Annotated in this window: 17 protein-coding genes and 1 pseudogene; 12 read left to right on the top strand and 6 right to left on the bottom strand. The window is 32.3% G+C overall.

Translation table 11 applies throughout. The annotated features are described in order from the left end of the window. Nucleotides 1-500: 500 nt before the first annotated feature. The 5 genes and pseudogenes from CD036_RS11390 to CD036_RS11370 form a co-directional block, all read right to left on the bottom strand. Nucleotides 501-1,121, bottom strand: a complete 621-nt coding sequence (locus CD036_RS11390) for a hypothetical protein (RefSeq protein ID WP_103388711.1) — start codon at nt 1,119-1,121, stop codon at nt 501-503. 128 nt (nt 1,122-1,249) lie between these two features. After that, a complete protein-coding gene (locus CD036_RS13355; RefSeq protein ID WP_228512570.1) occupies nt 1,250-2,023 on the bottom strand; it encodes an HNH endonuclease in 774 nt (257 codons plus the stop codon). A gap of 23 nt (nt 2,024-2,046) precedes the next feature. Then, nucleotides 2,047-2,672 (bottom strand): annotated as a pseudogene (locus tag CD036_RS11380) (type I restriction endonuclease); the annotation flags it as partial. A gap of 136 nt (nt 2,673-2,808) precedes the next feature. Further along, the gene (locus CD036_RS11375) at nt 2,809-3,543 is read right to left on the bottom strand and encodes a hypothetical protein (protein ID WP_228526698.1); all 735 of its coding nucleotides are present in this window, start codon (nt 3,541-3,543) and stop codon (nt 2,809-2,811) included. A gap of 67 nt (nt 3,544-3,610) precedes the next feature. Beyond that, nucleotides 3,611-4,774 carry an ATP-binding protein gene (locus CD036_RS11370; protein WP_103388710.1) on the bottom strand — a complete coding sequence of 388 codons (1,164 nt, stop codon included), beginning with the start codon at nt 4,772-4,774 and terminating at the stop codon, nt 3,611-3,613. Between the two features lie 215 nt (nt 4,775-4,989). Here CD036_RS11370 and CD036_RS11365 point away from each other — a divergent pair, with 215 nt between their 5' ends. From CD036_RS11365 to CD036_RS11310, 12 genes are all read left to right on the top strand, one after another. Next, nucleotides 4,990-6,417 (top strand): DUF6038 family protein, encoded by a 1,428-nt coding sequence (locus tag CD036_RS11365; protein WP_103388709.1) that lies wholly within the window; start codon nt 4,990-4,992, stop codon nt 6,415-6,417. Between the two features lie 125 nt (nt 6,418-6,542). After that, nucleotides 6,543-8,333 (top strand): cassette chromosome replicative helicase, encoded by a 1,791-nt coding sequence (cch1, locus tag CD036_RS11360; RefSeq protein WP_103388708.1) that lies wholly within the window; start codon nt 6,543-6,545, stop codon nt 8,331-8,333. Between the two features lie 65 nt (nt 8,334-8,398). Further along, entirely contained in the window at nt 8,399-8,662 is a 264-nt protein-coding gene (locus CD036_RS11355) for a hypothetical protein (protein ID WP_047505043.1), read from the top strand. A 170-nt stretch (nt 8,663-8,832) separates the two neighbouring features. Continuing rightward, the gene (gene ccrA / locus CD036_RS11350) at nt 8,833-10,182 is read left to right on the top strand and encodes a cassette chromosome recombinase CcrA (protein ID WP_103388707.1); all 1,350 of its coding nucleotides are present in this window, start codon (nt 8,833-8,835) and stop codon (nt 10,180-10,182) included. A 19-nt stretch (nt 10,183-10,201) separates the two neighbouring features. Further along, entirely contained in the window at nt 10,202-11,830 is a 1,629-nt protein-coding gene (ccrB, locus tag CD036_RS11345; protein ID WP_103388706.1) for a cassette chromosome recombinase CcrB, read from the top strand. A gap of 473 nt (nt 11,831-12,303) precedes the next feature. Next, on the top strand, nt 12,304-12,642 hold the full coding sequence (locus CD036_RS11340; RefSeq protein WP_103388705.1) for an SAUGI family uracil-DNA glycosylase inhibitor: 339 nt from the start codon (nt 12,304-12,306) through the stop codon (nt 12,640-12,642). 95 nt (nt 12,643-12,737) lie between these two features. After that, the gene (locus tag CD036_RS11335) at nt 12,738-13,049 is read left to right on the top strand and encodes a DUF960 family protein (protein WP_103388704.1); all 312 of its coding nucleotides are present in this window, start codon (nt 12,738-12,740) and stop codon (nt 13,047-13,049) included. Between the two features lie 14 nt (nt 13,050-13,063). After that, nucleotides 13,064-13,567, top strand: a complete 504-nt coding sequence (locus CD036_RS11330; protein WP_103388703.1) for a DUF1643 domain-containing protein — start codon at nt 13,064-13,066, stop codon at nt 13,565-13,567. 14 nt (nt 13,568-13,581) lie between these two features. Further along, on the top strand, nt 13,582-13,803 hold the full coding sequence (locus CD036_RS11325) for a hypothetical protein (protein WP_031838347.1): 222 nt from the start codon (nt 13,582-13,584) through the stop codon (nt 13,801-13,803). A 142-nt stretch (nt 13,804-13,945) separates the two neighbouring features. After that, entirely contained in the window at nt 13,946-15,733 is a 1,788-nt protein-coding gene (locus CD036_RS11320) for a type I restriction-modification system subunit M (RefSeq protein ID WP_103388702.1), read from the top strand. Next, a complete protein-coding gene (locus CD036_RS11315; protein ID WP_103388701.1) occupies nt 15,723-17,018 on the top strand; it encodes a restriction endonuclease subunit S in 1,296 nt (431 codons plus the stop codon). The genes CD036_RS11320 and CD036_RS11315 overlap by 11 nt, the downstream gene beginning before the upstream one ends. Nucleotides 17,019-17,030: 12 nt before the next feature. Beyond that, the gene (locus CD036_RS11310; RefSeq protein WP_103388700.1) at nt 17,031-20,060 is read left to right on the top strand and encodes a type I restriction endonuclease subunit R; all 3,030 of its coding nucleotides are present in this window, start codon (nt 17,031-17,033) and stop codon (nt 20,058-20,060) included. 100 nt (nt 20,061-20,160) lie between these two features. Here CD036_RS11310 and CD036_RS11305 read toward each other — a convergent pair whose 3' ends face one another. Next, nucleotides 20,161-20,439 carry a hypothetical protein gene (locus CD036_RS11305; RefSeq protein ID WP_244913813.1) on the bottom strand — a complete coding sequence of 93 codons (279 nt, stop codon included), beginning with the start codon at nt 20,437-20,439 and terminating at the stop codon, nt 20,161-20,163. Nucleotides 20,440-20,603: the final 164 nt, after the last annotated feature.

The following is a 20,603-nucleotide window of genomic DNA, read 5'->3' as shown; positions in this document are numbered from 1 at the left end:
ACTGACACAATAAAATGGTGATTAGCTATATTTTTCTAACTTTGCAACAGAACCAGTCAAATCATCTTCACTAGTGTAATTATCGAATGATTTATAACTAACATTTTCTAATTTATTTAACATAAAATCAATCCTTTTTATATTTAAAATATATTATACACAATCCGTTTTTTAGTTTTATTTATGATACGCTTCTGCTTATCAGTTAATGATGCGGTTTTTGAAAAATAACTACAGAAATTTATAGAAGAACAACAAGACTCAAACGCTATATCATATAATAAGTTTTTAGAAGCTTACAAAGTAGACACGTCTTCTGATTAAACTAATACAGTTGATGAATTAACAGAAAATCCAGTATGTATTGAGTACATAAGAGATCAAACAGAAGCTAGAGAAAAAGGTCAAGGTAGAACTTATTAAGCATATTAAATTAATTAACTTGATACTTTTCAATAAAAAACAGAGCACCTCCATAACGTGGAGGATGCTCTATTTTTTTATAACGCATTTACTAATCTTTCAAATTCATCTTTATTAATATTAATACCTTCAAGATTAACATTTGCTAAATTAGGGTGTTGACCGCTTGTTAGGACATATACTTCAATATGTGGACATGTTTCATTAACGATAGGCATGATTTCTTCATCAAACCGCTTCGGTCCATTGTTTTCACTGTAAATCACAACATGAAATTTAATATCATCAGCTATATTCATAGGAATTCTGTCTTCTCTCTTTCTAGACAATACACACTGTTTCCCTACGATATTTGAAATCCACTCTTCTTTCTTTTGGCAATAATCTATAAAATCTTTCCTTTGATATCCTAAGTCCATCTTCACTTCGAGTACATTCTTAATTTCATTATCTTCACAAATTAATAAATCCGGATATCTTGTACTTAAAGATTTATCAATCATAAATAAAGGCTGATCAATAAAGATTCGGACACCTTCCAATCTACTTATCAAATAAGCACCCAGCAAGTCTTCTCCAATACCTGATATACTATGATTACGTCCTCGATATAAATTTTCATGAGGGTAAGTAGGCTTCCCTGCTTCTTTATATGCCTTTACAAGCTGTTCGATAACTTCCACTTCAGTGAATTTCATACTCAATCACCCTATCTATAGATACTCTATATTTCAACACACAAAGTATAGCACACGTTTGAAAGTACAAATGCAAAAACCCTCCTAATAAATTAAGAGGGTTGAATGGTAGTTTATAAAATATTAAATTATTTGCTATTATGATTAACTATTTTAGTTAATTCTTTGAATGTTAAAGGTTGTTTAGCATTTCTATGAATCATTTTGTGGCAATTAGAACATAGTGGGACTAAATCTTTAAGTGGATCTACTGTAACCTCTTTTTTTATAGAAAACATCGGTTTTAAATGGTGAATTTCAATAAAACCCTCGCCTAAATCGCCATACTTAGCTTTAAAGTCAAATCCACATACTTTACATGTAGTTCCATGTAATTTAATAGCTTCATTTCTTAATGCCTGATTTCTCTCATATTTAATACCATACTGTACATATGGTTTACCTTCGACATATTCAGTGTTTTCTAATTCATTATCTAAATTTAAAATATTCGTTTTCAAGACTTTTTGTATATAACTTTTTAAAGGTTCCTTTAAAGTCATAGGACCTTGAACATTACCTTTTAACCCGTTATCTTGTAAAAATTCTAAATCTAATTGGTCATCATCAAGTTTATTTAATAACTCTAATTCCATGTAATTACCATAGTTAATATAATTATCACCCTTGATAACAAATTGACTATCATCAATTGTTGACTTAGGTTTGTTAACTTCTTTAATCAAACATTGATATTTAATACTCTTAATAGGTGCGGAGATGTATATATAAAGAACATCACCTTTCTTGGCCTTCTTTAAATTCGGACTTTGCTTCCAATCAATAACATCTAACTTATCAAACGCTGCAACTACATTATAGAATTTAACATTACAAGGTATAACCCATTGAGTATTTGTCATATTCATTCCCCTTTTGTAATAACTAGTTGGCATGGCCTTAAAAATCTATTAGTAATGTCACTCAAATTATTAATACGATTGTTATCTTTATCACTCCAATAAAACATATGGCTTTTTAATATATTACCATCATTATTAGAGATATAATGCGTTTCTACGCATTACTTAAAACGAATAATTGTATGTATCGAAATAGACCTGTATAATTTTGTTTTCGATAACTCATAACTTGATTAAATGCTTCATTTATGTCTACACCACGACGCTTAAGTTCAATTTGAGCTAAAGGCAATCCATTCACTAATATTGCGACATCATATCTTGCTTTATATTTATCATTTATCGATAATTGATTTGTAATTTGGAATTTGTTTTTACACTAATTTTTTGTGTCTAAAAAGGATAAATATTCTTCGGTTTCATCATTACGCTTTAAAGGCAATTTATCGCGTAGAATACGTGCACTTTCAAAAATACTTTTCCCATTAATCATCGTTAATAAGCATTGAAACTCTTTATCTGTTAATGGTTGATTTTTGAATTTATCAGCATGACGTTCATTGAGAATAGCACGGAAATTATCCAATAATTGCTGTTCATTTCTAATCGTTACAGTTTCATAGCCATTTAATTCTAACTGTTCCATCATTTCATTTTATAGAGTAAATTCACTTTGGTATACCATAACATCCCCTACCTTTGTTTCTACTACAATTAATTATACTATATTATTGTATTCATATTGTTTGAGTTTTATAAATATTTTTTATGAGTATTTCTTTATTTTAAGCAAATAATGTAACCTCCGCTTTGATAGGATCATAGTTCAGTTTAAACCTTTGGATTTGGATTTCCATCGGTAAATCTTTTCCTGAAAGAGTCTCACCTTGTATCTTTACAAGGAGTTTTGGTGGGCTGATAATATAGCCAAATAGATAGAAATTAGTAGCATAACTAAATTCACTTGGTATACTAACTAAAAGATGATTTTCTTTAGAAACCCCTTTTAGTTTCATTTGTTTTGTATGTGTATTGAACGTAATTTCTTTGTTTGAAAATCCCCATTTATCATGTTCTGAGTAAAGATGACTTATATTGTCATCACAATTCAACTCTCTTTTATAATCTTCAAATATAATTCTTTGCTTGTGAGTTTTAAATTCGTCTTTGTACCAAATCACTTCAGATTCAACAATTACATTCTTAGCTACTCCACCAACATTTTTTAAATATATAAAATTTTTATTTTTTCCTATATAATGTGCTTTAGCTTTATCATTTGTTACTAATGATGATTCATTGCTAAAGTTAAATATATCTATCTGTATACTATTCTTTATAAAGTCTTTATTTAGCTCATATGAGTATTTAGTGCTATCAAACAAAAATAGTGGAGTATTAGAAATTCTTTTATGTTCTTCGGCTTTACCGTTATAATACATATTCGTTAAAAACGTAAGTAAGGAGATCACTAAAGAAAAGCCGGATATATACTTTGCTGTTTCTGTCTTAATAAGCATGAAAATTATTAATAAGATTAAAAATATAATGACAGTGTATATAAATTTTTACATTTTCTACTCCTTATTAACTATTAATTTGTCTAAACTTTTCAAGTTCATCTTTTAAAACTTTAACTGTTTTTATTTTTTTAGTGATATCTTCTTTTGCACGTTGTGACAAATGTTCAGTTCCAAATACACGTTTATTATTTTCATTAATTGACTGATTAACTTTATCCCAATTATCTAATATATAATTTTCAAAAAGTTCCTTTTCTACATCACTTTTATAAACCAAAACACATTCTACAAATTTATCCATTGCAAATTTCTCTTCCATCGAATCACCTTTATACATAAAAAGATGAATATTATAAAGCATCGTCTCTTCAATGAAATAACGATAATAAATAGTATCATCTCTATGCATATTAAAATTTATCGCACCTGGTTCAGGTACTGGTGTTGTGTAGATACCTGAATCTAAAGAGATGCACCGGCAACCATATAAAACTGTACTATGATATTTAAATTCGTAATATGAGTATAAAGTGTTACTATTGATTTGATTATACGCATAGAATGGACTTACTAAATTAAAATAATTTTCTTTTTCTTCAATGTCCTCATTTTTGTATACTATATACTCTGGCGATTCACTATAAAAATAACCTGTTGAGTTCTGCATCCATTTCTCAGGAGTTAGTAAATAATTCTGTAACCTCTTTATAGGAGTAGGATATAAACCAAAATGCATTTTCCATAATGTTTCTGTATCTAATGGACTTGCAGTAGAATCTATTGGGGTATTTTTATCTTCAACTCTTGTATAAATGCTACCTGCATTGACTGTTTTGTTTTTTTTACTTTTTTGATCGGTTTCTGCTTTCTCCAGATAGTATGGTACATATCCTTTAGGATTTATTATAATGACATCGATTTCCTTTTCTTCATATTCAAATGTCATTAATGAAATCTTGGGGTGCCTACCCGCAGCAAATTTTTTTCCAGTAATAAATGATATTAATTCTTCTTGGGTTTTTCGATTTGAATCACCTGTAATCCCCAGGATATGCCCATTATCAGCCACTCCCAAAATCAAATAAGCTTCTTGATTTGGTAAATTATTCGACAAACAAATTATATCATGTAATAATTCTGCTTTATCTTTATGATATTCTGCTTTAAAATCCCAGTAACTCCCTTCTCTCTTTTCTTGTATTAAATTTATTATTTGATGCTTTAACATCACATTACACTCCTTCTTTAATTAAGTATTCTCTTTCGAAACCAATTCTATATGGGCGAATTTTACAAAATAGTAAAACTATCATTCATTTTCCATTTGTCCTCTTATTTGTACACAAAATAAGAACAAATGTTCCCTTTATTACTATTAATTCTACTTTATAATATAGTTAAAGTAAACATAACCATTGAAGAAGCTTTGAAAGGACAATAACTTTGAATTTTGAAAATTATAAATATTTTACAGGAAAAGATTTAATGAAAGAATGTAACTTAAGTGAAAAAATGTTTAAGAATAGTATGGATAAGCTCGAACGAGTTTATAAGTTAGATATCACTAGATACAAATCCAATCCATCAGCAACCAATAGCGGTTACAGTTTTAACTTATTTGAATTAGAATTATTTAAAATTTTGCTAAATAATATTGAGGACTTTCCTGTTCCAACATCTGCTAAAAAATTTGATGACATAGATTTAAGAGAGGAAGCATTAAAGAAAAATAATAGTCAATTTATTAGCTATATTACTAATATCAGCGATTCAATTGATAATATTAAAAATGATGCATTAAAAGCGCAAATTTATGCATCTGAAAACTATTCTTTTACTTTAGAATGGCTTAGTGCTCAGTCAAAGTGTAATGATGCATTGTCTTCATTTTTTAATTATACAAATTCTCTAGATTTAGATAAGAGTTCAAAATTATATAGAAAATTAGCACATAGAATTGACGAGTTACTGTTTGAAACATTAATGGAAGATAATATGACATTTGATAATGACTTCAATTTCAAGCAATTATATAAAGCTCATCAATATAATAAAGAAAACAATCCCGAAAATTTTATTATATACAACCAAGTAGAACCTGATGATTCCAAGTATTCAAATGTAAATCATGAAGTAGCTAGATATATATCAAATGAGCCAACTATAGATGAGTATAGTGAACGTACTGATAACAAATTATTAGATTTTTTCATTATTGATATATTAAACAAACTCTACCTTCCAAGTTTGAACAAAAGAATCAATCATAAAATTGTGACTGATGATATACAAAATGATGAATCGAAAATCCGTGAAAAATTAAGAAAAAAAGAAATTGTAAAATACCCATTCAACGTTAATGGATACTTTCTCAGTATTGAAAACGACTTATTTTCTAACTATCAAAGAATTATTAATACTATAAATCAATATAAAAACAGTACTTTTGATTTACAAAATTTTGAATCACGTCTAGACAATATAATAAATAGCTCCAAGCCATTAATATCAAACGATAAGTTTTTCCATATTTATAAAGAATTTTATTTGTCATTATCTAAATTTTCTAACCTATTTTATACTAATCGCCAATCATATATTGATGATGGTATGAGTCCAAATCAAGTAGAGAGCTTCTTAAATGACTTGTATCGAATTCATCTTTTATTAGATAAATATTCATTTAATGAAGATATTGATCCACTTTCAAAAATAAACATTACCGAATTAACGAACGCTTTCCACTTATTTGAAGAAATAAAATCTACTCAAATTAAAGACGAAATCGTCAGTAAACAAGTCAATGATTTATCTAGTTGGTCTATCGCAAAAACTCTAAGTGAAACCTTAGACAATTTAAAATTTGAATAGCACTACCAAAGGAGGTCGTCCATTTTTTTTGTTTATGGACGACCTCCTTATTTGCGTTTAATTCTCCTTTAATATGTATTTAGCAACACAAATTTAATGCTTATATAGCAAAGGAGAGATTTATTATGACTAACAACATATTCAAGCAATATCCATATTTTTTAAATTCAAATGGCTTTTATGAAGTGATTCCACCTAAAAGTAACAATGATGTAGAAAAAATCATTCAATTGTCTAGTCCCATCATTATTGAAAATAAATTTCTCGACCCGTCTACAGGGGTTGAGAAGTTGATTATTACAGATGGAAAAAATATTGAACGTATTGAAGCATCAGATATCTTAACATCTTTCAAGCTACCTGGATTGATTAAGTACGGCTTCAACATCAATGAACGGTACATTAAATCATTAAGCTATGCGTTACAATCGATGCGCCAGTCACTTCCATTATCTAAATTATATACCGGCGTAGGTGTATTACAGTCTGATGATGAAGGTATGGTCATTTCATTGGATAAACCATACTTTTCAAAAGAAATAGAGCAGTCTCAAGCTAATGAAATCATTTGTGAAACACACTATGATTTACAACCAAAAGGTACTTTCAAAGGCTGGTGGGAGATGTACTTAAAACAAGTTAAAGGGAACTTACTCCTAGAACTTTCAGTAGTATTTGCTGCTTCTTCATTAGTTACTGCGTTCCTAAAAACAAGACATGAGGTCGAGTTTGCGGGAACCATATTCTCATTTATGGGAAATTCAAGCACAGGTAAATCGACTGCAGCTGCTTTAGCTGTTTCAATAGCCGGCAACCCTACTAAAGGTAGTAATACCCTGTTTAGATCATGGAATGGTACTAGAAACGCGCTTGAAGGATATTTAAGTAGTAACTTTGGTGTGCCTATCGTATTAGATGAATTGTCAGCTGCAACCTTCAAAGACACTACTGGATTGTTGTACAGTTTGGCAGAGGGACAAGGCCGACAACGCTCTAATATTGATGGTAATGTCAAAGCACTCAAAAATTGGGGCACCACAGTGATAAGTACCGCAGAACACAGTATTTTAAATGATAGTGCACGTAATGATGGTTTGAACGTCCGTACGATTGAAATATCTGAAGCCTTTACAACAAGTGCTGACAATGCAGATGCAATTAAAAGGGCTACATCGGTCAATTATGGCCATATAATGCCATTAGTAGCTGAATATCTTTTAAAACGTGAAGACGAAGTAATTAAATGGGTTCATGCGGAACATGATTGGTTCAAAAACCAACTAAAAAATGAAACGAGTAATACTGGTATTCGTATGTTCAAACGCTATGCAGTGATTGCGACATCTGCTCGGATATTCGAACGTGTTATTGCAGTGCCTATTGATATAGATGCAGTAAGAGAATACTTGGTTAGTTATCACTTGGAGTCAGTTTCAGAACGCTCACTAGCAGAGAAATCTATCGAGGTCATTGTTCAGTTTGTAGCGCAAAACCGGGGGAAATTCTCTGAGGATGCCAAGCTATCAAGAATGATTGAGAATTATGGACTTATTGAACTCAAAGAAGACCACATACAAGTTAAAATCCTGAAAAATGTATTTAAAAATATGTTGAATGAAAATCAATTCCAAGATGTAAATATTGTAATTGATGCTTTACGAGACAAAGGTTATATCCATTCTGATCGGAACCGTAAAACAACAAAACGTAGCGTTCCTGATTCTAATGGTAAAAAGAAGACTATTGTCTTTTACCATCTTAAGCTAGATATGACTTATGCTTCAATGTTTGGTTTGAGTTCTAAAACAGAACCTAGTATACCACCACCATTCGTTGATAATACAAATAAAAATTTGCTAGAAGATTTTGTAACGAAAGCTAAACAATCCGAAGCAAATGACGATTTAGGATTATAAAATATCGCTATAACACCCTAAAGGCTGTTGTAGCTTACTTAATCAAATACTTGGAGGAAATTAAAATGAATACTAAATTCAAATTAACACAATACACATTATGCTCTTTGGTCGAATTAGAGAATCAACAATTAGTCGTAAATTATATTGATCATGACTATGATATAGAATCCTATACGTTAACTGAGACACAACGTAAACTCTTGATACTTTATAAATTGCACCCTGAATTTATGAATGAGGTAGCTCTCACTAATTTCTTTGTGAAAAGTACAAGAGACGACAGAATGACTGTTTATCATATTATCAAATCCTTAAATATTTTATAGAATCGGAGGTCTTTTCATTGGACGAATTAATCACATTACTCGCTGATTTAGTGATTGAAGAAATCAATCACTCTGATGACTAATAATAACGCCCAACACCTCACTGGTGTTGGGCTTATATATAAATTCGTTCATAAATATATATTATCAATTTGGAAGGAGGAAACAGGATGAAACAAGCAATAGGTTATCTACGTCAAAGTACACTCAAACAACAATCACTCTCAGCCCAGAAACAAACCATCAAGGCATTAGCCGAAAAGCATAATATTCAACACATTACCTTTTATAGCGATAAGCAATCAGGACGCACTGATAAGCGGAATGGTTACCAACAAATTACTGAACTGATTCAACAGGGACAATGTGACGTATTATGTTGTTATCGTCTGAATCGACTTCATCGTAATTTGAAAAATGCGCTAAAATTAATTAAATTATGCCAGCAGTACAATGTAGATATCTTGAGTGTTAACGATGGCTATTTTGACTTAAACAAATCATTTGATCGTCTAAAACTCAATATCTTCATTTCATTAGCTGAACTTGAGTCAAATAATATTGGTGAACAAGTAAGCAACGGGATAAAAGAAAAAGCACGTCAAGGTAAACTGATTACCACACATGCACCTTTTGGATATCATTATTATAAAGGCACATTTGTAATCAACCCAGTAGAAGCACAAACGGTGACTGCAGTATTCAAATACTATCTTCAAGGGTATGGTTACAAAAAGATTGCACAATATTTGGAAAAAGATAATAAGTTAATCAACCGAAAACCATATCAAGTACGTAACATTATTATGAACCCTAATTACTGTGGACGTGTGAATAACAAATACGGCACCTTTGATAATATGTTCCCATTTATTATCAGTAAATCAGTGTATAAAGATGCTCAAGCAATACGAGTAAATAAACAAGTTCAGCGCACGCCTTCTGCTAATTTACTCAAACAAAAGATCAAATGTCCTTGTTGTGACTCAACGCTGACAAATATGACGATAAGAAAAAAAGAACATACATTGCGATATTATGTTTGTCCTAAAAATATGAATGAATCTCGCTTTGTCTGTTCATTCAAAGGGATAAATGCACAAGAATTAGAAGTTCAAGTCTTAGCAACATGTCAGAACTTCTTTCAAAACCAACAGCTCTATTCAAAAATTAATAATACGATTCATCAACGCCTCAAAAAACAAAGAGTGATAGAAGCTAAAAGTATGCTAACTCAAGAACAACTGATAGATAAACTTGCCAAAGGTATGATTGATGCTGAAACATTCAGGAATCAGTCTCAATCAGTGCTTCAAAAGCGCAAAATCATATCCTCAATAAGTGATACTCAGTTGCAAACGTCACTACAAAATGTGATACAGCAAAGTTTCACGTTAAACATGCTGTATCCCTATATTGATGAAATTCGCATTACTAAAAACAAAGTCCTTGTTGGGATCTATTTCAAAAATGAACCATTGAACATTGTGAACCAAACCTCGCAATCATCGATTGCCTAACAAGAAAGGATGAAAAAATATGCAACAACTTAAACAAAAACGTGTCGGTATCTATGTCCGTGTATCAACAGAAATGCAAAGTACTGAAGGATATAGTATCGATGGACAAATCAATCAAATTCGAGAATATTGTGATTTCAATAACTTTGTTGTTGTAGATGTATACGCGGATAGAGGTATCTCTGGAAAATCTATGAACCGACCAGAACTACAACGTTTGTTAAAAGATGCGAACGAAGGTCAGATCGATTCTGTTATGGTCTACAAAACAAACCGACTAGCACGTAACACTTCTGACTTACTCAAAATTGTTGAAGACCTTCATCGTCAAAATGTCGAATTCTTCAGCTTATCTGAGCGTATGGAAGTCAATACGAGTAGTGGTAAACTGATGCTACAAATTCTAGCTTCCTTTTCGGAATTCGAAAGAAATAATATTGTCGAGAACGTATTCATGGGCCAAACCCGACGCGCTCAAGAAGGCTATTATCAAGGTAATTTGCCATTAGGCTATGAGAAAATACCAGATAATAAGCATGAACTCATGATTAATCAACATGAAGCCAATATCGTTAAATACATCTTTGAATCATATGCTAAAGGCCATGGATATCGTAGAATTGCCAATGCTCTCAACTATAAAGGTTATGTCACTAAAAAAGGTAAACCATTCAGTATTGGTTCAGTGACCTATATCTTATCTAATCCATTCTATGTTGGTAAAATTCAATTTGCCAAATACAAAGATTGGAATGAAAAACGTCGTAAGGGATTGAATGATCATCCGGTAATTGCTAATGGAAAGCACTCCCCTATCATTAGTCAAGAGCTGTGGGATAAAGTACAAGCTCGTAAGAAGCAAGTCAGCAAAAAACCACAAGTCCATGGTAAAGGGACAAATATTTTAACTGGGTTAATTTCGTGTCCAAAATGTTCTGCTTCTATGTCTGCGAGCACGACAACCAATACACTTAAAGATGGTACAAAAAAGCGAATACGCTATTATTCCTGTAGTAATTTTCGCAACAAAGGATCGAAAGTGTGTTCTGCAAATAGTGTAAGGGCAGATGTCATAGAAAAATATGTCATGGATCAAATACTCGAAATTGTCAAAAGTGATAAGGTCATCAACCAAGTCGTAGAACGTGTCAATAAAGGGAAACAAGTCGATATAGCTGCACTTAACCATGATATCGCTTATAAGCAACAACAATTTGATGAAGTCCATGCGAAACTAGACAACTTGATTAAAACAATCGAAGACAATCCAGACTTAACATCTGCACTCAAACCAACCATTCATCAATATGAAACACAACTCAATGACATTACAAATCAAATGAATCAACTCAAGCACCAACAAAATCAAGAGAAACCATCTTATGATACGAAACAAATCGCTGCCCTATTACAACAAATATTTCAAAACGTAGAATCAATGGATAAAGCACAACTCAAAGCATTATATCTTACAGTCATTGACCGTATTGATATTCGTAAAGACGGTAATCATAAAAAACAGTTCTACGTTACACTCAAACTCAATAATGAAATTATTAAACAACTTTTCAATGATACCCCACTCGACGAAGTGCTCCTCAGCACTTCGTCTTTATTTTTGCCTCAAACGCTCTTTCTTCAAATCTAATACAAATGTACTGTCCTTTCGTCATTCAATAACACCTATCTAACAAATATCTTCAACACGCTAACTACTCATGACTCAATGTGAAGCTTATATTGATATGACGAAAGAACATCCCAAAATAAAATACAAGCGGGATAGTAACGGGATTGGATAACTTCATGTATAAGAAGGATTACGCAAGCGTAATCCCAAAATCCCGTTATTATTTATAAATAAATAATATAAAAAGAAAAAGTAAATCATAACCACACCTACAACTCCAAACTATATATAAATATATAGCTATATTTCCTAAGAAATGATCGGGATAACGGGATTTCCTTGTCATATCAACAATTATCACGACTTTCGATTGGGATCTTTTCTGTATTTCAGTGGGATTTCTAAGCGAAACAAACGTTATTTCAAACTTATATTATCAATAAGATGTATCACGTACATACATCAATCAAATACATTAGGAGGTCATAACCATGACACTAGAACAACAACTCAAGCATTATATAACCAACTTATTCAATCTGCCAAAGGAAGAAAAATGGGAATGTGAATCCATCGAGGAAGTCGCTGATAATATCCTACCTGACCAATATGTAAGGCTTGGTCCACTTAGTAATAAAATACTTCAAACCTATACCTACTACTCTGACACACTTCACGAAAGTAATCTCTATCCTTTCATTCTCTACTATCAGAAACAGCTCATAGCCATAGGCTATATCGACGAAAATCACGATATGGATTTCTTATACCTACACAACACCATCATGCCCCTTTTGGATGAACGATACTTACTAACAGGAGGACAATAAAATGCATAAATATATCAAACTAACACAATTAGTCATAACTATCCTAAGCGAAATCATTACATGGATGAAAGAATCAGAACGAAAGGAAAACGCTTATGAATAAATATATAACACGGGGGATTGCCAATAGCTTACCTATCTCCTTACAAAAACAATTATGGCAACTCGTCTCTGAACGTGAAAACGGACAGTCCAAGGAACTAGAAGCAATAGATTACTTTCATATCTTCCAGTTCAACATGCACAATAACCAATTATATATCAAACACCAACAAGAACGTCCTGAGTACATCAAAACACATAAAGCTAATTATTCAAAAGCTATCAATATAAATAAGGTCTATATTATCCGAGAAGATGATGTAGACCTTTCTTATTATGTCATGTTACTACCGGAAGAATACTAAAGGAAGTGAATACTATGAATACAATCAAAAGCACCATACACACAGAAGCAATTTTTAGCGACGATGAACAACATCGTTACTTACTCAAAAAGACTTGGGATAAAAACAAACCCGCATGTACAGTGATAACGATGTATCCTCATTTAGATGGCGTATTATCACTCGATCTTACAACAGTTCTTATCCTCAACCAATTAGCAAATTCTGAACGATATGGCGCTGTATATCTTGTAAATCTATTCTCTAATATCAAAACACCTGAAAATCTTAAACATATCAAAGATCCATACGATGAGCACACAGACATCCACTTGATGAAAGCGATAAGTGAAAGTGACACAGTGATTCTAGCTTATGGTGCCTATGCGAAGCGGTCAGTTGTTGTAGAACGTGTTGAACAAGTAATGGAAATGTTAAAATCTCATAAAAAGAAAGTCAAAAAGCTCATAAATCCAGCAACAAATGAAATCATGCATCCGCTCAACCCTAAAGCACGTCAAAAATGGACATTGAAATAAAAGGAGGATTATCTATGAACCATGAAACCACACAATCAGATTGGCATACGGTTGCTAGTTGCTTAGCATCACAAGATTACGTTTCAATAGTAAAAGGACTAGTACATCATTTTACAGCGATGGAAGATGAGGAAATACTTGATAAAATCTATAACGATTTTATGTATGATGACTCTATAACAACGGTACTTAACAATGATTTACAGACAATTATTAACCATTACCTATCAAAGTGAACATTATACTAATTATAATAAAAACAGAGCATCCTTCACTTTACGGTGAGGGATGCTCTTATTACTGTTTTTTTTATTTTAATCTCTGATAATATAGAAGTAGAGAACTTAAACTTTTTATCTACTAAAGGAGATATATATAATGAATGAATATAAAAGACACCACCAAACATCAATCAACGTCCAAAAACAAGCAAATCTTATTTGGAACGTTGCAAACATTTTAAGAGGTTTATATAAACCACATGAGTACGGAAAAGTCATCTTACCGATGACAGTCATTAAACGTCTCCATGACACATTACTGAAAACACGAGAAGAAGTTCTTAAAACCGCAGAAAATACCCAATCAATGAATGACGTGATGCGAGAAAACTTTTTGAAGAATGCTTCAGGATATTCATTTTACAATACAAGCCTATACACTTTTGAAACATTACTCGCAGATCCAGCAAATATTGAATCGAACTTTAGAGCTTATCTCAACGGTTTCTCTGAAAACATGCAAGATATTCTCGATAACTTTAAGTTTGATGTTGAAATTACGACAATGGCAGATAATGATGCGCTATTTTATGTAATTCAAGAATTTAACAAGGCAGATGCATATCTAGGTCCAGACAAGATGACGAGCACCGATATGGGATACGTGTTCGAGGAGCTTGTCCGAAAATTTTCAGAAAGTTACAACGAAGAAGCAGGAGCGCACTTTACAAGTAGAGATATTATTTATCTTATGACTGATTTATTGCTTATCGAAGATAAAGATACTTTGTTTAAAGATCATGTATTTAAAACAGTTTACGACCAGACAATGGGAACTTCTCAAATGCTCTCAGCAATGACAGAACGTATTCACGATATGAATGATACTGCCGAGGTAGCTACATTTGGTCAAGAGCTAAACCCCGAAACTTATGCGATTGCGAAAGCAGATACAATGATTCGTGGTGGAGATCCTGAAAACATGGCGCTTGGAAGTACATTAACGAGTGATCAGTTTGAAGGATTTACATTTGATTACTGTATCTCCAACCCACCATTTGGTGTCGATTGGAAAAAGGACCAAAAAGCAGTAAAAGTAGAACACGAACTTGGTGAACTCGGTCGTTTTGGAGTTGGATTGCCTCGAGTTAGTGACGGACAGTTGCTGTTTCAACTCAATGGTATTTCAAAGTTAAAGGAAACAGGACGCATGGCAATTATTCACAACGGTTCTGCCTTGTTTTCTGGAAATCCTGGTGGAGGCGAGAGTTTAATTCGTCAGTACGTAATTGAGAATGATTGGTTAGAGGGCATAATCCAACTTCCTAACGACTTATTCTACAATACAGGAATTTCAACATATATTTGGATTATTACTAAAGATAAATCTCCAGAACGTCAAGGGAAAGTACAACTCGTTGATGCGTCCAATATGTATGAAAAACGCCGTAAGAATATTGGTGAAAAACGCGTAGATATTTCTGAAGCATGTCGAGAAATGATTGTGCAAGCTTATGGAGAATTTGATAATAAAGAATATTATCTAGGAGACAGAACAGTAGAGTCAAAAATATTTGATAATGAATCATTTGGTTTTACTCAAGTCACTATTGAACGGCCTCAACGAGACGAAAACGGAGATATCGTTTATAAGAAGAATGGAAGCAAAAATGTAGACACGAACCTTAGAGATACAGAAGATATTCCTCTAACAGAAGATATAAATGAATATTTTGAACGTGAGGTATTGCCGTTTAGTTCAGACGCATGGGTGGATCGTAAAAAAGATAAGGTTGGCTATGAAATTCCCTTCACGCGACTTTTCTATAAGTACACAGCACCAGAGCCATCAGAAGTCATTGCTGAACGCATCAAAAAATTAGAGGAATCAATTGTCGCAAACTTCCAAGCACTATCAGGGAGGGATGTGGAAAATGTTGACTAGGAAAATGAAGGATAGCGGAATGAAGTGGATTGGGGAATTACCAGAGGATTGGGAAATTAGAAAGCTAAAGTATACACTTGAAGAAAGAAACGAAAAGAATAATCCAATAGTTACTGATAATATTTTATCATTATCAGTCGAAAGAGGAGTCTTTCCTTATGCAGAAAAGACTGGTGGCGGAAATAAATCCAAGTCGGATCTAACAGCCTATAAAGTAGCTCATCCAAATGATATTGTAATTAACAGTATGAATATATTAGCGGGTGCAGTAGGACTATCTCGATACACGGGTATTGTTAGTCCCGTGTATTATACGTTATACACAACTTCGGAAGAAATTAATATAACTTATTACTATTATTTATTTCGAACAAGAGAGTTCCAACGAAGTCTTTTAGGTTTAGGCAATGGAATAATGATGAGAGAGTCATCTACAGGTAAATTGAATACAATTAGAATGAGAATACCTATGGATAAATTAGCTGGTTTATTTCTTCCCCTACCTCCTAGGAGAGTTCAAGACTTAATTGTCAAGAGTTTAGCAAAAGACATAAAAGTTGTAAATAAATTAATAAATCAGACCGAACAATCCATCAAAGAACTAAAAAATTACAAACAATCACTCATCACAGAATCGGTGACAAAAGGCATAGACCCGAATGTGGAAATGAAAGATAGTGATGTTGAATGGATAGGAGATATACCTAAACATTGGAATTTTATAAAAGGTAAATATATTTTTGAAAAATTACAACGTCCTATCAGATGCGATGAAATCATAACAGCTTTTAGGGATGGACAGGTTATGCAAAGAAGTAAAAGAAGAACTGAGGGTTTCACCACCTCTTTAAAAGAAATTGGTTATCAAGGAGTTGAAAAAGGAGACTTAGTGATACATTCTATGGATGCTTTTGCTGGGGCCATCGGAATCTCTCAAGATAATGGTAAATGTTCTCCAGTGTGTATTGTTTTAAATAGTTCTAATTCTAATATTTATAATCCATATTTTTCTTATTTAATGAAAGTATATGCTTATCTAGGTTATATTGAATCAATGGCTAAAGGTATAAGAGTAAGATCAACAGATTTTAAGTATCATACTTTTGCTAATACTTTCTTATTAATACCAGAACTACAAGAACAACAACAAATCGTCCAATATCTAGATGATAAAGTCTCTACTATCGATAGACTCATTGAAGATAAAATAAAAGTTATTGAAGAGTTAGAGAATTATAAGAAGTCATTAATTTACGAGTATGTCACAGGGAAAAAAGAAGTGTAAGGAGTGATGCCAGTGATTGCAAATAGAGAAATTAATTTTGAACAGGATATAGAAGCAGGTCTAGTTCAGTACGGGGGATGGACGTCTGTACGATTTCAAGATACTTATTACGACGCAAATCTCGCACTTGACCCAGTAGTATTATTAGAATTTATAAAAGAAACTCAACCTAAAAATTGGAAGCGGTATGTATCCATCTATCGTACTGATGCAGAACAGAAGTTTTTAAAACGTTTAAATGAAGAAATCACGACACACGGAATCTTACATGTCCTTCGCAAAGGAATCAGAGATCGAGGAGTCTCTTTTAAAGTTGTTTACTTTCAACCTGCATCATCCTTGAACACAGAAAATATTAAAAAATATGAAGCCAACCGTTTCCAATGTGTGCGTCAATTCCAGTATAGTAATCAGCATAGAAACACTATTGATATGGTGCTAATGATTAATGGAATCCCTCTTGTTGCGTTAGAACTTAAAAATCAATACACAGGTCAAAATGTAGAGCATGCGAGATTACAATTCGAACAAGATAGAGATCCACGAGAATTAATTTTTCAATTTAACACTCGTTTTTTAGTCTATTTCGCAGTAGATCATTTTAATGTGTTAATGACAACAAAACTTGCAAAAAACAGAACTTACTTTCTTCCTTTTGACCAGGGATCTAACGGTCCTGGTCATGTCGGTGGCGCAGGGAACCCGCCAAATCCTGATGGATATCCGACTTCTTATTTATGGGAGAATGTACTCACAAGTCATCAGTTATTGGATATTATTGAACGATTTATGAATTTAGAAGAAAAAAAGAAACTACTGATTTTTCCACGTTATCACCAACTGGATGTTGTAAAAAAATTAGTATCAGATACTCAGCATTATGGTCCTGGAAAGAATTATCTCATTCAACATTCTGCTGGTTCGGGTAAGTCTAATAGTATTGCTTGGTTGGCATACCATCTTGCTTCCTTGCATAATGACAAGGATCAGCCGATTTATTCATCGGTCATTATTGTTACAGACCGTACTGTTTTAGATCGCCAACTTCAAAATACATTAATGAGTTTCGAACATACCACTGGGCAAGTCGAAACTATTGGAGATAATAAAACTTCTCAAGATTTAAAAATAGCTATAAATGACCAAAAGAAAATTATTATTACTACATTACAGAAGTTCCCAGTAATTTATGATGAGATAGATAATACAGCTGGTAGAAGTTTTGCTATTTTAGTCGATGAAGCGCATTCTTCTCAAACAGGGAATAGCGCACAAAAACTAAAACATGCGTTAGCAGACAAAAAAGCTTCTTTAAAAGAATACCAAGAATTTGAAGAAAGCGTTGAAAATCAATCGTTAGATGACCAAGATCAAATTGTTCAAACATTACTGTCCCAAGGTCAACACGACAACTTAAGTTTTTTTGCTTTTACAGCTACACCGAAAGAGAAAACGATTGAAATGTTTGGAACAAAACAAGCAGATGGGTCCTATCATCCATTTCATATTTATAGTATGAGACAAGCTATTGAAGAAGAGTTTATTCTAGACGTTTTACAAAATTATATGACGTACAGCACTTCCTATAAAATTGCGAAATCGATTGAAGAAGACCCGGAATTGCCAAAAACAGAAGCAGTTCGAGCTATCGCTAAATATCAATCTCTTCATCCTTGGGTGCTTAGACAAAAAGCCGAGATTATGATTGAACAATTTAGATCAGTGACACAAAAAGCAATTCAAGGTAGAGGAAAGGCGATGATTGTGACATCTTCACGCCTTCATGCCGTACGATATATGCAAGAGTTCAAAAAGTACATCAAAGAAAAAGGATATACAGATATGGATGTATTAGTCGCTTTTTCAGGTACTGTAGAAGATGACGGAATTGAATATACAGAACCAAAGATGAACTTAACGCATTCTGGAGAACGCATCCAAGAAAATCAACTGAAAGAAGCATTTCATAGTGAAGACTTTAATTTATTAATTGTCGCAGAAAAATATCAAACAGGGTTTGATGAACCTTTACTTCATACGATGTTTGTCGATAAGAGATTACGCGGAGTAAAGGCAGTCCAAACATTGTCTCGCCTCAATCGTACTATGCCTGGAAAAACAGATACTTTTGTTCTTGATTTTGTAAATACAGCAGAAGAAATATATGAAGCATTCCAACCTTTTTACGAAGCAACTACTTTAAAAGAAGAAATTAATATTAATTTAATTTATGATACACAAAGTAAACTCCGTAAATTCCATATATATAACGATGATGACATTCAAACAGTAATGAAATTAAATCGTCAAGCAAAACAAAAACAGAATGATCAATTACTTGGTCGATTGAGTAGTGTGTTACGTCCCGTTATTAGTATATACAGTGATCTTCCAGAAGATGTTCAATACGATTTCAGAGTTACATTAAGAAACTTCAACAAATGGTATAACTACATTGCCCAAATTGATCGTACTTTTGACAAAGAATTATTAGAAGAAAGCATTTTTACTGGTTTTTTATTAAAATTCATTCCTAAAAAACACCGCAACTATATCGATATTGAAGACAAAGTTAAGTTAGAATATTATAAATTGCAAGAAGATTTCAGAGGAGATATAGAACTTGTCAATGAAGATATGGAAAGTGGGCAATTGGCTCATCCTTCAGAAGTGAATGCAACTGTTGGACCTGAAGAAGAATACGATTCTTTAAATGAAATTATACAAAAAATCAATGAACGATTCCCAGATGATTTTACTCAAGGTGACAAAGTGCTCGTTAAACATCTGCGAGAAACATTGATGAACAATACAGATGCGAAACTTGTAAACATGGCTCAAAACAACAGCGAAGAAATGTTTGCGAGTAGTTTATTCCAACAACAATTCCAAGATTTCTTGATTGATCAATATAATCAAGGAGAATCTGCATACTCTAAAATGTTTAGCAATAATAGAGATTTTTATGACACTGTTTATCAACTACTAGCAAAAGATTATTACAGATGGCTACGATCACAAAAAGCAGATAATTTTTCTTAAATTAATTATTTTTAAACTAACTTAAAGATTGTTCGCAGTCTTTAAGTTAGTTATTTTAAAATTTTTAATTTAGCTATAGACTCTCGTCCTAAGTTCACTTTCATATGATATGTTTTTTAATATTTAACCCTTCTAAATTTTCCGATTCTTCTAACAACTGTGATATGTATGCCTCTAGTTTCTTATCCATTGATATTTCTCCACGATAATCCACTATATAAGTTGCTCTTTCTAAATAAGTAGGTAATTTTAATAATTCCATTTTATAAGGCGACATAAAAACTTTTCGATAACCTTTAATTTTTTTATTATATGAAATTTTATTAATAATAAAAGCCCATATAGCTCCAATTACTGCACTAACTATTTCACTTGTCATTGTTAATCACTTCTGATTTCCAAATAAATTAAAGGACTCTAATGTCTGATTAACTTTTTCAAGAAAAAACCGCATCATTTATGATATGCTTCACAAAAACATAACAGCAATTCTCATAAACCTCATACGTTCCGATACGTTCAAAATCCCTTTATGAAGCAGCT

The sequence above is a fragment of the Staphylococcus arlettae genome (genome assembly GCF_002902345.1).
In the GTDB taxonomy this organism is placed as follows: Bacteria; Bacillota; Bacilli; order Staphylococcales; family Staphylococcaceae; genus Staphylococcus; species Staphylococcus arlettae.
This window is presented reverse-complemented; position numbering and strand designations above follow the sequence as displayed.